Origin of the sequence: Sphingomonas humi (genome assembly GCF_039536725.1) — a bacterium.
GTDB classification, from domain to species: Bacteria; Pseudomonadota; Alphaproteobacteria; order Sphingomonadales; family Sphingomonadaceae; genus Sphingomicrobium; species Sphingomicrobium humi.
In genome coordinates this window covers 221,655-235,879 of sequence record NZ_BAAAZD010000002.1, presented here as the reverse complement: position 1 = coordinate 235,879, position 14,225 = coordinate 221,655, and the positions used below count along the sequence as shown (strand labels likewise).

At 66.2% G+C, this 14,225-nt stretch carries 15 protein-coding genes and 1 tRNA gene; 11 read left to right on the top strand and 5 right to left on the bottom strand.

What is annotated here, in order from left to right; genetic code table 11:
- Nucleotides 1–79: 79 nt before the first annotated feature.
- Entirely contained in the window at nt 80–805 is a 726-nt protein-coding gene (locus ABD729_RS09060; RefSeq protein ID WP_344709920.1) for a DUF4136 domain-containing protein, read from the top strand.
- 66 nt (nt 806–871) lie between these two features.
- Here ABD729_RS09060 and ABD729_RS09055 read toward each other — a convergent pair whose 3' ends face one another.
- Nucleotides 872–1,504: a PadR family transcriptional regulator gene (locus tag ABD729_RS09055; RefSeq protein WP_344709918.1), complete on the bottom strand. Its 633-nt coding sequence runs from the start codon at nt 1,502–1,504 to the stop codon at nt 872–874.
- A gap of 93 nt (nt 1,505–1,597) precedes the next feature.
- Between ABD729_RS09055 and ABD729_RS09050 the strand changes: the two genes are divergently transcribed.
- The 6 genes from ABD729_RS09050 (at nt 1,598) to ABD729_RS09025 (ending at nt 6,318) form a co-directional block, all read left to right on the top strand.
- Nucleotides 1,598–2,914 (top strand): replication-associated recombination protein A, encoded by a 1,317-nt coding sequence (locus tag ABD729_RS09050; RefSeq protein WP_344709917.1) that lies wholly within the window; start codon nt 1,598–1,600, stop codon nt 2,912–2,914.
- A complete protein-coding gene (locus ABD729_RS09045; RefSeq protein ID WP_344709916.1) occupies nt 2,914–4,233 on the top strand; it encodes a mechanosensitive ion channel in 1,320 nt (439 codons plus the stop codon). Before ABD729_RS09050 ends, ABD729_RS09045 begins: the two co-directional genes overlap by 1 nt.
- Nucleotides 4,230–4,571 (top strand): hypothetical protein, encoded by a 342-nt coding sequence (locus ABD729_RS09040; RefSeq protein ID WP_344709915.1) that lies wholly within the window; start codon nt 4,230–4,232, stop codon nt 4,569–4,571. Before ABD729_RS09045 ends, ABD729_RS09040 begins: the two co-directional genes overlap by 4 nt.
- Nucleotides 4,568–5,413: a hypothetical protein gene (locus tag ABD729_RS09035; protein WP_344709914.1), complete on the top strand. Its 846-nt coding sequence runs from the start codon at nt 4,568–4,570 to the stop codon at nt 5,411–5,413. Before ABD729_RS09040 ends, ABD729_RS09035 begins: the two co-directional genes overlap by 4 nt.
- 33 nt (nt 5,414–5,446) lie before the next feature.
- Nucleotides 5,447–5,519: transfer RNA gene (locus ABD729_RS09030), tRNA-Thr, on the top strand.
- A 52-nt stretch (nt 5,520–5,571) separates the two neighbouring features.
- Nucleotides 5,572–6,318 carry a class I SAM-dependent methyltransferase gene (locus tag ABD729_RS09025; RefSeq protein ID WP_344709913.1) on the top strand — a complete coding sequence of 249 codons (747 nt, stop codon included), beginning with the start codon at nt 5,572–5,574 and terminating at the stop codon, nt 6,316–6,318.
- Between the two features lie 4 nt (nt 6,319–6,322).
- Here ABD729_RS09025 and ABD729_RS09020 read toward each other — a convergent pair whose 3' ends face one another.
- Nucleotides 6,323–7,408 carry a phytanoyl-CoA dioxygenase family protein gene (locus tag ABD729_RS09020; RefSeq protein WP_344709912.1) on the bottom strand — a complete coding sequence of 362 codons (1,086 nt, stop codon included), beginning with the start codon at nt 7,406–7,408 and terminating at the stop codon, nt 6,323–6,325.
- A gap of 104 nt (nt 7,409–7,512) precedes the next feature.
- Here ABD729_RS09020 and ABD729_RS09015 point away from each other — a divergent pair, with 104 nt between their 5' ends.
- The gene (locus tag ABD729_RS09015) at nt 7,513–7,824 is read left to right on the top strand and encodes a hypothetical protein (protein ID WP_344709911.1); all 312 of its coding nucleotides are present in this window, start codon (nt 7,513–7,515) and stop codon (nt 7,822–7,824) included.
- A 102-nt stretch (nt 7,825–7,926) separates the two neighbouring features.
- Here ABD729_RS09015 and ABD729_RS09010 read toward each other — a convergent pair whose 3' ends face one another.
- Nucleotides 7,927–8,706, bottom strand: a complete 780-nt coding sequence (locus tag ABD729_RS09010) for an outer membrane protein (RefSeq protein ID WP_344709910.1) — start codon at nt 8,704–8,706, stop codon at nt 7,927–7,929.
- A 315-nt stretch (nt 8,707–9,021) separates the two neighbouring features.
- On the opposite strand from ABD729_RS09010, the gene ABD729_RS09005 reads away from it, so the two are divergent.
- From ABD729_RS09005 to ABD729_RS08995, 3 genes are all read left to right on the top strand, one after another.
- The gene (locus ABD729_RS09005; protein ID WP_344709909.1) at nt 9,022–10,026 is read left to right on the top strand and encodes a KpsF/GutQ family sugar-phosphate isomerase; all 1,005 of its coding nucleotides are present in this window, start codon (nt 9,022–9,024) and stop codon (nt 10,024–10,026) included.
- 9 nt (nt 10,027–10,035) lie between these two features.
- Nucleotides 10,036–10,833: a 3-deoxy-manno-octulosonate cytidylyltransferase gene (locus tag ABD729_RS09000; protein WP_344709908.1), complete on the top strand. Its 798-nt coding sequence runs from the start codon at nt 10,036–10,038 to the stop codon at nt 10,831–10,833.
- 220 nt (nt 10,834–11,053) lie between these two features.
- Nucleotides 11,054–12,184, top strand: a complete 1,131-nt coding sequence (locus ABD729_RS08995) for a polysaccharide biosynthesis/export family protein (protein WP_344709906.1) — start codon at nt 11,054–11,056, stop codon at nt 12,182–12,184.
- Between the two features lie 3 nt (nt 12,185–12,187).
- Here the strand turns inward: ABD729_RS08995 and ABD729_RS08990 are convergent, their stop codons facing one another.
- Nucleotides 12,188–13,312 carry a glycosyltransferase family 4 protein gene (locus ABD729_RS08990; protein ID WP_344709905.1) on the bottom strand — a complete coding sequence of 375 codons (1,125 nt, stop codon included), beginning with the start codon at nt 13,310–13,312 and terminating at the stop codon, nt 12,188–12,190.
- The gene (locus ABD729_RS08985) at nt 13,309–14,217 is read right to left on the bottom strand and encodes an NAD-dependent epimerase/dehydratase family protein (RefSeq protein WP_344709904.1); all 909 of its coding nucleotides are present in this window, start codon (nt 14,215–14,217) and stop codon (nt 13,309–13,311) included. Before ABD729_RS08985 ends, ABD729_RS08990 begins: the two co-directional genes overlap by 4 nt.
- Between the last annotated feature and the right edge of the window lie 8 nt (nt 14,218–14,225).

The following is a 14,225-nucleotide window of genomic DNA, read 5'->3' as shown; positions in this document are numbered from 1 at the left end:
TCATCGACTGTTCAACTCAATCGGTGCTATAAGCTCCTCGTATACCGGGATTTCTCCCCAGTTCCGAGGTTTGAGACAGATGAACCTTTTCAAGAAGATTGCCGCTGCCGCACTGGTCGGCGCGGCGAGCATCGGCCTGTCGGGCTGCGCGGTCGGGCTTCCGGCCAAGGTCACCCGCTTCCAGGCGATGCCGGCGCCGCAGGGCGAAAGCTTCTACGTCGTTCCGGGCACCGGGCGCGCGCAGGGCGGCGGTCTTGAATGGAGCCGCTATGCCGCGCTGGTTGCGCAGCAGATGCAGGCGCAGGGCTATCAGCAGGCCGCCAGCCCCGCGCAGGCGACCATGATCGTCCAGCTCGGCTATGACGTCGACCGGGGCACCGAGCGCCGGGTGGTCGATCGCATGGGCCCGGTCGGCTACGATCCCTTCTATCGCGGCTTCTACAGCCCGTACGGTGCCTATGGCAGCCGCTTCGACCCGCGCTTCGGCATCTATTACGGCCGGCCCTATTACAGCCGCTACGGCTATTACGGCGCCTACCGTTCGCCCTTCTATTATGGCTGGGACGACCCGTTCTGGTTCGGCGGCGCGGACGTCCGCGAATATACCGAATACAAGTCCGAGCTCGACCTCGACATCCGTCGCCGGGCCGACAACCAGCAATTGTTCGACGGACGGGCGCAGGCGCGCTCGACCACCGACAATACGCAGGTGCTGGTCCCCAATCTGATCCAGGCCATGTTTACCGGCTTCCCGGGGCGCAATGGCGAGACGATCAAGATCACGGTGCCCGCGCAGAAACGCTAGGCACTGACGGCAAGAAACGAGAAAGGCCGGTCCTGCCATTGCGGCGGGGCCGGCCTTTTGCTGTCCCTACTTCGCGCGCTCGATCCGGCGCGCGGCCTCGTCGAGGATGTCGATCACCTCGTTCAGCAGTTCCTCATTCCACCCGCCGTGCGCGGCGCGGTTGCGCAGCGCGGTCATGAGGTTGCCGACCGCCCGGCCAAGTTCGGGGCGAGCGCTCTTGCGGCGCCCTTCGCCCGTCGCCTCCAGCCGCTCGAACAGTGCGGCAACCTCGTCCTTGCGCTCCTCGAGCTGGGCGCGCCCGTCGCCGGTCGCGGCGAACTGCTTCTTCGAGCCTTCGCTGGCGTGGCGTTCGATCAACCCCATGTCCTCGAGCAGTTCGAGGCTGGTGTAGACCACGCCGGGGCTCGGGGCGTAGTCACCGTGGGTCAATTCCTCCACCGCCTTGATCAGCGCGTAGCCGTGGCGGGGATCGTCGGCGATGAGCTTGAGCAGGACGAGCTGCAGTTCCTCCGAACTGAACATCCGCCTCCGCCGTCCCTCGCGATGACCACCGCCGTGGCGCCCCTCCCCGTCGATCGGGCCGCCGCCATGTTCGAAATGGATGTTGCCCCACGGAAAGGACCAGTCGCGGCTGCCGAACTGGAACACCGGTTCGGGCCCGCGCCGGCGGGGTCCGCCGCCATGAAAATGAAAACGCATCGCTTGTTCCTCCAAGAATACTCAAGATATATCTTGGACCTTCCGTGTCAATAGTGGTGGTGCGGCCGCGCACATTTTCCTACGAGCCTTGAGATGGCCGACCTGTTCGACGCCGACGCCCCTTCCCCACCCGCCGCCGAGGTGCCGCTTGCCGAGCGGTTGCGGCCGTCCAGCCTCGATGAGGTCATTGGGCAGGAGCATTTGACCGGAACCGACGGCGCGATCGGCCGGATGGTCGCGGCGGGACGCCTGTCGAGCCTGATCCTGTGGGGGCCGCCCGGCACCGGCAAGACCACCATCGCGCGGTTGCTCGCCGGTGCCGTCGGCTATCGCTACGTCGCCATTTCGGCGGTGTTCAGCGGCGTCGGCGACCTCAAGAAGGTGTTTGCCGAGGCCGAGATGCATGCCCGCGCGGGCAAGCGCACCTTGTTGTTCGTGGACGAAATCCATCGCTTCAATCGCAGCCAGCAGGACGGCTTCCTGCCCTATGTCGAGGCGGGCGCTGTGACGCTGGTCGGGGCGACGACCGAAAATCCCAGTTTCGAATTGAACGCCGCGCTCCTGTCGCGGGCACAGGTGCTGGTGCTGCATCGGCTCGACGAGACCGCGCTCGGCACTCTGCTTGGCCGCGCCGAGGAGGTCGAGGGCCGCGAGCTTCCACTGACCGACGAGGCGCGCGCCGCGCTGATCGCCAGCGCCGACGGCGACGGTCGCTTCCTCCTCAACCAGGCCGAGATGCTGTTCGGAGCCGGACTGACCAAGCCGCTGGATACCGCGGCGCTACGCGACCTCATCCAGCGCCGGCTGCCGGTCTACGACAAGGACCGCGAAGGGCATTACGGGCTCATCTCCGCGCTGCACAAGTCGATCCGCGGGTCGGACCCGCAGGCCGCGCTCTATTATCTGGCGCGGATGCTGACGGCGGGCGAGGAGCCGCTCTACCTGCTGCGCCGCCTGACCCGCGCGGCGGTGGAGGACATCGGCCTCGCCGATCCGCAGGCGCTGGTGCAGTGCATGGCGGCCAAGGACACCTATGACTTCCTCGGCTCGCCCGAAGGCGAACTGGCGATCGTCCAAGCCTGCCTGTACCTTGCGACCGCGCCCAAATCGAACGCGCTCTATATGGCGCAGAAGGAAGCCTGGCGGAGCGCCAAGGAGCATGGCTCGCTGTCGCCGCCCAAGCACATTCTCGGCGCGCCGACCAAGCTGATGCGCGACCAGGGCTATGGCAAAGGCTATGCCTACGACCATGACGCGCCCGATGCCTTCTCCGGCCAGGATTACTGGCCCGAGGAGATGACGCCCGAAACCTATTATCGTCCCACCGACCGCGGGTTCGAGAAACGGCTTGCCGAGCGGCTCGCGTGGTGGAACGAGAAGCGCGAACAGAGCCAAGGGGAGCAAGGCTGATGTACCCACCGTCCACGACCGACAGCTGGCGGGCCGATGTCATCGAATGGGCGCCGCGAATCGCAATCGCCTTTGTCATCATCCTCGCCACCTGGCTCGTCGCGCGCGCCGCCAAGTGGGCGCTCGCCAAGGCGATCAGCAAGACCCCTGCCCTGCAAAAGCATACGCCCGGCAACCAGAACGAGACGGTTGGCCAGCAGATCGGTACCGTCGCCAAGCTGCTGATCTGGCTGGTCGGCATCATGGCCGCGCTCAATTTCCTGCAGATCGGGCAGATCCTTGCGCCGGTGAACACGCTGACCAGCGAGATCTTCGCCTTCCTTCCGCGCCTGCTTGGCGCTGGGCTCTTGTTCTTCGTCATGCTGATCGTCGCGCGGATCGTGCGGCGGCTGATCGAAACCCTGCTTACCGCGCTCAACGTCGATGGCATGCTGGCCCGGATCGGGCTTGGCGATCATCCGCCGACGGTGCGGCAGAGCCCCGAGGCGGTGCCGGCTGGCGCCGCGCCCGCCGCGACCCGCGCCACGGTCGCCCGCGCCGGCGGAATCCTCGCCTTCGCGGTGATCATCATTCCATCGGCGATCGCGGCGCTGCAGGTGCTCGGCATCGAAGCGATCAGCGGCCCGGCGGTCGCGATGCTGAACGAGATACTGGCCGCCATCCCACGCATCCTCACCGCCGCCCTTTGGCTTGGCATTGCCTTCATCGCGGCCAAGTTCCTCAAGTCGATCATCGAGGCGATCCTTCCTCCCACGGGCTTCGACGATGCGCTGCGGTCGACCGGCATCCTTCCGGTGACCACCGTCCCGAGCCGGATCGTCGCCAATGTCGCCTTCGTCGCGATCATGCTCGCCGCCGGGATCGAGGCCGCCCACCAGCTTGGCGGGGATACGGTCGCGATCTTCCTCGTGCAGGTGACCGAGCTCGGCTCCAAGGTGATCTTCGGAACCCTGATCATCGTCGCCGGCATCTTCCTGGCGCGGCTGCTCAGCAACCTCGTCGGGTCGTCCACCGGCGAGGGCGGCTTTGCCCAGACGATCATCCGCTATGCGATCATCGCCCTGTTCACCGCGATCGGCCTCACCTTCATGGGGCTGGCGGACGTCATCGTATACATGGCGTTCGGGCTGATCCTCGGTGCCGGCGCGATTGCCACCGCGCTCGCTTTCGGTCTTGGCGGGCGCGAGGCGGCCGGGCGCATCCTCAACCATTATGCCGACCGGGTGACCGGCCCCCGCTCCCCGGTGCCGCCGCGCCGCCCGGCCCGGCTGGAGGGCACCAAGGAAACTCCGACGGGTGACGGTCCAAGCCTGCTGTGAGCCAGGCGCTGGATGACTGGCCGGCCGTGTTCGCTTATGCGGCCGGCCGGCCGGGTGCCACCGAGGGCCGATACTATGGCGGTCAGGCGATCATGGCGGAGCCCAGCAACCGGCCGGTGCTGACGGGCGGGCGCGAGCCTGACAGCTTCGTCTTCCACATCGACCAGGATCACAAGGCGATGCTGATGGACCTTTGTCCGGACCGGTTCTGGCAGACCCCGCATTACGAGGGCTATCCGGCGCTGCTGGTCCGCTACGGCGCGGCCGAGCCCATTGCCGAATGGATCGACCGGGCGCTCGAACTTGCCGCCGCCCTTCCCCGCCGCAAGGGCAAGTGACCTTCACCCGCACCGTCGCGATCGACTGGTCGGGCGCCAAGGGCAGCCGCCACAAGGGGATTGCCGTCGCCGCCTGCGGGATCGACGGCCCGCCGCGGCTGGTCCGTCCCGGCCACGTGTGGAGCCGGACCGAAGTCGCCGACTGGCTGGTCACCGAGGCGGCGCGGGAGCCGACGCTGTTCGGGTTCGACTTCTCCTTTGCTCCGCCGTTCGCGGAACGCGGCGCCTATCTGCCGGGTGAGACGGGCGTACCGGAGAGCGCGCGGGAATTCTGGGCGTATGTCGATGCAATGGCCCCCGACGACGACCTTGGCGCGGCAAGCTTCCTCGAGCAGGTCCACCGCCGCCATTTCTATTTCGGGATCGCCGACGGCGTGAAGGCCGACTTCGTCCGCTTCCGGCAGTGCGACCATCGCCTCAACGCGGCCGGCGGGCGCAAAACCGCGAGCGCCTATGACGCGATCGGCGCGGCGCAGGTGGCGAAGGCGAGCTTTGCGGGCATGCGCCTGCTCCATCGCATTTCGGGCAAGGTCGCGATCTGGCCGATGGACGCACTGGCGCCGGGGCAGAGCGCGGTGGCAGAAATCTACACCCGCATTTACCTCAGGAATGCGGGGCTTTCGGGCGTCAAGCTTCGCACCCGCGCCGATCTCAACATTGCGCTGGCGGCGCTTGGCAGCCCACCGGCACGGCTGCGCTTCGAACCCGACGACCACCAGAGCGATGCGCTGGTGACGGCGGCCGGCATGCGACGGCACCTGGCGGATCCGCGCGCGCTCGATCCCGAAGGTCTGACGCCCGAGCTTGCGCGCACCGAGGGCTGGACCTTCGGCATCGTCTGAGCCAAGGGAACGCGGCGTCGCGCGAGGACGTGGGCCGGTTTAGCTCAGTTGGTAGAGCAGCGGTTTTGTAAACCGAAGGTCGCGGGTTCGAATCCTGCAACCGGCACCGCTATCCGCGCCAGCGCAAGCCCCTCGAGACTGCGGGTAAGCACCAATCGATGCCGGACAGTGATCGCGATTGGAGCAAGTGGGGACGATCCGACCCTTATTTCGCGGTTCTGGCCCACCCGCAATTCGGTCGCGAGACGATCGCCGAGCATCGGGATGCCTTTTTCCAGACGGGCGAACATTATGTCGCCTCGGTCCTTGCCGGGCTGGAGGCGTCATCGGGCGCTTTTCCGCGTCGCCGGGCGCTCGATCACGGGTGCGGGACCGGACGGCTGACGATCCCCCTGTCGCGCGCCTTCGAACAGGTCGTGGCGCTGGACGTCGCGCCCGAGATGCTGGCCGAAGCCGAGCGCAATGCGCGCGGGGCGAACCGCGACAACATCCACTTCCACCAGGCGGACGACCGGCTTTCCGGTGTCGCGGGATCGTTCGACTTCGTTCTCAGCCACCTCGTCCTGCAGCATGTTCCGGTCGAGCGCGGACTGCTTATCTTCGAGCGACTGATCGAGCTGGTGGCGCCGGGCGGCGCGTTTCACGTCAGCGTGTCCGTGCGCAACGACCGGGGCTCCCGGCGAGCGCTCTATTGGGCGAGCGCTCGCCTGCCGCTGGTCAAGGGCGTGCAGAATTTGCTGCGCGGCGACGCGTGGGGCACGCCGGCGATGCAGATGAATGATTACCCGCTCGGCACCCTGGTCGCCGGACTGTCAAAGCGCGGGGTGCAGCGGCTGACGCTGACGGTCGATCCCTACCATCCGCGCTTCCAGACCGTGGTGCTATCGGGACTTGTCCCGGCCTGAATCCTCAGGCGTCGACCGCGGCCGGAACCGCTGGCGGGGTCTCTTCCAGCTTCGGCGCAGCACCGGCCGGCAGGCTGGTGTGATCGCGCCACGGACCCGCGGGCAGCCAATGCTGCTTGGCCCAGCCGCGGCGGTCGAGCCAGTCGAGCGCGGCGGTGAGCCACCCGGCGCGGCGATCGGCAAGCGGCCCCACGGCGAGGGGATCGAACCCCGTCCAGGGCAGGAACGGGGAACGCCGGCAATAGGCCCACATCTCGGTCCGCACGCTTGGTCGCTTCGCCTTCCCGCGCGCATGAAAGCCGCAGGTGTCGATCACGACCAAAGTATTTGCAGGCACAACGAAGCGGGTCGGCGCGGGAAGCCCGAGCTGACCGAGTTCCGCTGCAGTGACCCTGAACGAACCGCGCTGCGACAGCCGGTCACCCTGTTCCAGGATATCGATGCTCTTCGCGCGCTCCCACGCCAGCCGCGCGGGCGTCAGCCGGTGCGACCCCGCGACATAGGTCAGCGGCGCATCTTCCTCCTCCACGTCGCTGAGGAACAGCCAGGCCTTCATCGAGGGGTGGAAAGTATCGGCGTGCAGTTCGAGTTGCGGGTCGGGCGGCCCGTCGGCGAGGCCCGAGCCGATCGCCTGCAGGTAATAGAGCGGGCGCGTGCCAAAGGTTGCGACATAGCCAAGGATCCCCTTCCACAAGCGCGAGCCGAGCAGGTCCGCAAGCGCGGGCACGGCGCCGAGCAGGTCGGGGCCGACCGCGACTCGGGTGGTGATGGTATCACCCTGCTGCTGCGACCGCGCGGGCACGTCGAGGTCGAGCAGGCGGTCCTTCAAAGCGCTGAAGGCAGCTTGCGGCAGGAAACCGGGGACGATGATGAAGCCGTTTTCGTCAAACTGCCGCCGCAGCTCCGCGGGGAGCCGCGACGCGAGGCGGCGGCGGCGCGACCGCGCGATCGCATGCGCCAGCCGGACCCGTTCCGCATGGAGGCCGAGCCGATTGAGCGTGGGCGAGCCGATGACAGGATTGCCTACAAAGCTCTTCGATCCGCTGAGCGGCGACAGGAGCCAGCCGGGATAGCGCCACAACTGCCGCACCGAAGACCTCGAAATCAAAAGATTTTGTTCGACGCGCAAGCTCCTATGTCGGGGCGGCCGCGTTGCCAACATCCGAGCGCCTCGCGGCAAGGAAAGGAAGTCGATTGCTGTCCCATGTTGCCATCGCGCTGCTGATCCAGCTGGCCGTCACCAGGGGCCTGCGCACCAATTGGTGGGCTGGGGCCGCCGCGGCGGCGTGCTGGGCGATATCGCGGGAGATCACGCAGGCCGAATATCGCTGGATCGAGGCGTACGGGGGTGGCTTGCGCGCAAACATGCCGTGGTGGGGCGGCTTCGACCCTCGGGTATGGCACCTCGACGCGATGGTCGACTGGGCCCTTCCCACGGTCGTGGTGGCCGCAGTGGCGCTGCTCGCCAGTGTTTCGTCTGCCCGGAGCAATCGCGCGCGACGCTGAGCCGCGGCGCTTTGGAGCCCCAACGGAAAAGGGCCTGCCCACCCGAAGGAGGACAGGCCCTGTCCGATTGGCGCTGCCTGAGCAGCGCCAATCTTCAAGCGGTTAACCGCGAACCGGCGCAACCGGCGGCGGCGGCGGCGGCGGCGGCGGAACCGGGCACGCGTCGGTCGCCAGGATCACCGAACCATCCGGGCAGGTCTGCGTAGCAGGCGGCGGCGGAGGGGGCGGCGGGGGCGGCGGCGGGGGCGGAGGCGGCGGCGGCGGAGCCATGTCCGAACCACCGAAGCGCAGGCCCAGGCCAACCAGGCCGGTCAGGCGCGACGAGTTGGTGCGATAGTTGGAATAATCCACTTCCGCCTTCAGGTAGAGCGGCGAGCCGAGCTTCTGCTCGATGCCGCCACCAACCTGCCAACCCTGCGTGTTGTACTTGTTGTAGTAATCACCGAACGTCGGGTTGCCGCCCGGGAAGCCCGGGGTGACGACCGGATCGGCGTTGAAGTACTTGCGCTGCGCGTTGACCACGTAGCCGCCCTTCACATAGGCGAGGGTGGTCGGAGCAACCGCGAAGCCGAGGCGAGCGCCGAGGCTCCACTCTTCCCACGCCTTGCGATAGGCAACGCCCGGACCGTCACGAGTGACGTTTTCCGGCTTGGCCCACAGGAAGCCGACTTCCGGACCGAAGGTGACACCATCGCCGATGGCGAAATCGAAACCGGCCGAGGCACCCAGGGCCAGCTTCGTGTTGTTGTTGCCTTCGGAGTAGAAGCGGGTCGCTCCTACGCTGGCGTCAGCCCGGAAACCGTCGAACTGGTTCTGCGCGCTGGCAGGCTGCGCTGCGAGCACTGCCGCAGACAGTAGCAGCGGTATCTTCAGGTGCTTCATAAACTCCCCTTCTTCTTCTTCTGAATAGTTACAGTCTGGAGACAATAGAAAATGGCTAAGGTTTAACTACAATATAATTTCACGCCTTCGCCACAACAACCGTAGGTCGCCTCGTCCAATGCCAACTACCCAACATGAGGCAGTTTGTTCCAGCGGGATCGTCTAAAACCAGATTTGTTGCGTTTGTGCAACAAGGTCGGCACCGCCTCTGGAACACCCTTCTTTAGCTAGTCTCTATGTAACGCACTTAAAGACTTCAAAAATCCGTAGCCTTTGCTATTGGACGAAGCTCGATCGGTTGGAGAACGGGTTTTCATGAGCGTTGGCTTCGCCATTCCCAGGATTGTCGGGGCTGATCACATTCTTCGCCGCGGCGTCGAAGTCGTCGCTGCCGAAGCGGACGCGCTCAGGCTGATGGCCAAGCAGCTCGACGCCAGCTTCGTGGCAGCCTGCCAGACCATCTACGCCGCTGCGGGCCGGATCGTGATCACCGGAATGGGCAAGTCGGGCCATGTCGCCCGCAAGTGGGCGGCCACCATGGCTGCTACCGGCACCCCGGCGATCTATGTTCATCCGGCGGAGGCTGCTCATGGCGACCTCGGCATGCTCATTGCGGGCGATGTCCTCATCGTAATTTCCAACTCGGGTAACACCGGCGAGCTTCGTCCGTTCCTTCGCTACGCCAAATCGATCGGGGTCGAGGTCATCGGCGTCGCTTCGCAACCCGAATCGCTGGTGATGCAGCAGGCTTCGCTGAAGCTCTGCTACCCGGCGGTGCGCGAGGCTTGCCCCGCGAACGTCGCGCCGACCACGTCGACCACGCTGCAGATCGCCCTTGGCGATGCGCTCGCGCTGGCGATCATGGACATGCGCGGTTTCTCGCTCGAGCGGATGAAGAACCTTCACCCCGGCGGAACGCTGGGCACGAGGATGACCTCTGTCGCGGAAGTGATGACCAGCAGCCCGAAGCTGCCGGTGATCGCGGAAGGCGCGCAGATGAGCGAAGTCGTCGACGTCATGACCTCGTCCGGGTTCGGGATCGCGGGCGTGATCGACATGGCGGGCCGCCTCAAGGGCGTGATCACCGATGGCGACCTGCGCCGCAATCTTCACCAGTTGCACAACGCCAATGCCGCGCAGGTGATGAACCGCGCGCCGGTCACGGTCGAGCCGCAGATGCTGGTCGACGAGGTGCTGCGCATCCTCAACACCAATGAAATCACGGCGGCCTTCGTGATCGAGCCCGAGGCGGCGGTGAACAATCGGGTCCCGATCGGTGTGATCCACGTCCACGATCTGCTCCGTCTCGGACTGAATTAAGGTCGGTTCTTGCCCAGGATCGCTGTGATCATCCCGGCTCGCTATGCGTCGAGCCGGTTTCCCGGCAAGCCGCTGTTCCCCCTGCGCGGGGCTGACGGGGTCGCGAAAAGCCTGGTCCAGCGGTCATGGGAAGCGGCATCCGCTATCGGCGTTCCGGCAAGCGTGTGGGTCGCGACCGACGACCAGCGCATCGCCGATGAAGTGGCGAAATTCGGCGGCAAGGTCGTGATGACCTCGCCCGACTGCCGCAACGGGACCGAGCGCTGCGCCGAAGCAGCCGACAAGCTCGGCGACGTCGATATTGTGGTCAATCTGCAGGGCGATGCTCCGCTGACCCCGGTCGACGCGATCGCGCCGCTGATCGACCTGCTGGAGCAGAAACCCGGCTGCGCCATGGCGACCCCGGCGGTGCGCTGTAGCCCGTCGACCTATCGCCACCTTGTCGAGGACCAGCGAAATGGGCGCGTCGGCGGGACCACCGTAGTCTTCGACGAGGACCAAAGGGCGCTCTATTTTTCGAAGCGGGTGATCCCCCATCTGCCCGCCGACCACGATCTGGCGGAGCTGCCGGTTTTCCTACACCTCGGGCTCTATGCCTATCGAACGGGCGCCTTGCGTGACTATGCGGCGCGCCCGCCCGGCACGCTCGAACTCCTCGAAGGTCTCGAGCAGCTGCGCTTTCTCGAGACCGGCCAGGACATTGCGGTGCACCCCCTGCCCCCGCTGGGCTGGGACCCGATCGAGCTCAACAATCCGACCGACGTCGCGGCGGTCGAGGCCGCGCTGGCCGAACGCGGAATGCGGTAACGCATCGCTGGCAAACGGCCGGCCGGGTTCCTGTCCCGAGCAAGAAATCGCCTGTGGCCTGCCAGGCTCCTGACCTGCTTCAGGTCCCTTTCAGACTTGTTGCTTCAGTGGGTTGCACTTACGAGAAACCGCAAATCGTTGATCGGATTGGTACGTGAACGTGAATAATGAGACCTTTCGGTCAGACTGGCGCGGAACGATTGCACTGGTTTGCGGGACCATGCTCCTTGGCGGGTGCGCAGCGACCGGTCTTTCCACCGCGGTCGGGCCGTCGCGCAAGGCGATCGTCAACGAGGCGTCGGCGGCGAACATCGAAGGCCTGCAGCTGATCCCGCTGAACAGCGGCGTGGTGGAAGCTCTGCGGGTCAGCGACCTGCCGGCGGAGAGTTTCGCGCAGACTATCGGCAGCGCCACGCCGATCGGCACGGTGGTCGGGGTCGGCGACGTGGTCGAGGTCACCATCTGGGAAGCGCCCCCTGCCCTGCTGTTCGGCGGCGGAATGATCAGCACCAAGATCGGTCAGGACATCGGGACCAGCAGGCCCGGCACCATTCCGGAAACACTGGTCGGCCCGTCGGGGACGATCACCGTGCCCTTCGCCGGTCAGGTGCCGGCCGCGGGCCGTTCGCTCAGCAGCATTGAGCAGTCCATCGTCTCGCGGCTGCGCGGGAAGGCCAACCAGCCGCAGGTGATCGTCAGGATCGTCCGCAATGCGACGGCCAATGTCTCGGTGCTGGGCGAGGTATCGAATTCGGGCCGGATTCCGCTGACCCCGAAGGGTGAGCGCCTGCTCGACATCCTGGCGGCAGCCGGTGGCACCCGCCAGCCGGCCGACCGGATTACGCTGCAACTGTCCCGCGGGAACGTGACGGCCACCATGCCGCTTGCGGAGGTGATCCGTAATCCCGCCCAGAACATCATTCTCCAGCGGGACGATGTCCTGACGGCCATCTACCAGCCCTTCACGCTCACCGTGCTCGGCGCCGCCGGCAAGAATGAGGAAATTCGCTTTGAGGGAACCGGGCTGACCCTCGCGCAGGCACTTGGCCGGATCGGGGGCTTGCAGGACATGCGCGCCGACCCGCGCGGCGTGTTCATCTTCCGCTACGAAACGGCGGAGCAGATGCGTGCGCTGGGACGGACGGTCCCGCCGACCCTGACCCGGGTTCCGGTGGTCTATCAGGTCGATCTGAAGGACCCGCAGACCTATTTCGCCGCGCAGAAGTTCGCGATGAAGAATTCGGACGTGATCTACATCTCCAATTCGCCCGCCGCAGACTTCCAGCGCTTCGTGAACATTCTGGCCTCGTCGGTACTGCCTGGCGTCAGTGTGGTGAATTCGGTTCGCTGAGGATCAAGGCGCGGCAGCGGCCGTGCGATATGCATCGACCGTTGAATCGATGCAGCGGTCCCAAGTGAACCGGCTCGCGCGGAGCAGGCCCCGCCCGGTGGCCTCCTGCCGCCATGCCGGATCCCCGAGGCTCGCCGCGACCTGCGCCGAGAAGGTGTCGATGTCGTCGGGGTCGATGTAGCGGGCTGCATCGCCGCATACTTCCGGCAGGCAGGAGCGGTTCGAAACGATCACCGGAACGCCGCTGGCCATGGCTTCGAGCGGCGGGAGGCCAAAGCCTTCATAGCTGGACGGGTAAAGGAACAGCGCGGCACCGGCATACAGCGCCGGAAGGTCGCTTTCGTCGACGAACCCCAGATGGCGCAACCAGCCTTCCGCCACTCCTGCATCGACCCGCCGCTGCAATTCCTCGTTGCGCCAGCCCTTGCCGCCGGCAAGCACCAGCGGATGCTTCGTCCGGATGGCGACAGGAAGCATGCGCCAGGCCTCGATCAGTTCAAGGATTTTCTTGCGCGGTTCGAGGGTCGATACGCACAGCCCGTAGGTCCCGGGCTCCAGCGACAATCTGGCGAGCGGCCCGGCAAGCTCATCTCCCGACCGCGGCCGGAAGACGGGGTCAACCCCGAGATGCACCGCGCTGACGATCGCCGGATCGACTCCGAAATCCTCGATCAGCTCGGCCCGGACGGTCTCGGTGTCGGTCAGCACGTGCACCGCCCGGTTGAGGGACGAGAGGAATTCCTTCTCGAAGGCCATGACCCGTTCGGCCGGATGGGTTTCGGGAAACCTGAAGACCGACAGGTCGTGGATCGTGATTACGCCGCGGCTCACCCAGTCGGGCAGGAAGTAGTTCGGCCCGTGGAACAGACCGCCCTGAAGGCGCTGGTGTTCCCGTCGCTCGCGCCACGAACGGAAGAACCTTGGCCGCGGCGGCAGCGGCGCGCCGGTGAGGAGGACATCAGGGTCGGCAAGGCGGCGACCGCGCGCGAAATAATCGACCGATGCAATGCCGTCATGCCGCGGAAGCCGGCGGCTCAGTTCCCACGTGTAGCGCCCGATCCCGCCGAGATGCGGTTCGAGCGCGTTGACATCGAGGGTGATGCGGAGGTCGTTCGCGGGGACGATCACGCCGCTTCGAGCATCCAGCGCAGCGTCTCCCTGAACGGGATGCGATCGAACGGGCCGATGATGCTCAGAAGCCGGTCGGTGGAGCCGGCGAGCGAACGCACTTCATTGGCGCGGACGAAGGCGGGGTTCACCCTGATCTCGACCTGCTGGCCGGTGAGATCACTGCAATGGTCCAGCACTTCGCGCAGCGTGATCGGCCTGCCCGAGCAGATGTTGACCGTGGTTCCCACCGCTTCCGCCCTGCCCAGCAGCCGGCGATAGATCTGGCAGACATCGCGCACGTCGGAGAAGTCGCGGGCGACATCGATATTGCCGAGCTCGATGGTCTGCGCCCGCTCCCTGAAGTGAGCGACGATCTTGGGGATCAGGAAGGAACGAGCCTGCCCGACCCCGGTGTAATTGAAGGGCCGAACGACCGTAAGCGGGACGCGGCTGGTATAGGTGGCCGCCACCAGTTCGGCCGACACCTTGCTGACGCCGTAATCGTTGGCGGGCCGCAGCGGCGTATCCTCATCGAGGATGGGAAGGTCGTGGTTGCCATAGACGTTCGCGCTGCTGGCGACGATGACATGCTCGACCGACGAGGCACTACCTGCCGCACCCTCGAGCAGGTTGCGGGTCCCGACGATGTTGGCGAGGTACATTTCCTCAAGGTCGCCGTGCGCGACATGGGCAATGCCCGCGAGGTGGATGACATAGTCCGGGCGCGCGGCATCGAAAGCCGCCCGGATCTGCCCGATGTCGCGCAGGTCGGCGACGTGGATCGTGGCCGGGAGGTCGTCGGAAGCGGTTCCGTCATTTTCCCGGCCGAGGCCGTGAACCTCGATCCCTTCGCTGTGGAGGGTGCGCGCCAGCCGGCGTCCGGTGAAGCCGAAGATGCCGGTGATCAGAGCGCGCTTGGCCACGAACGTGT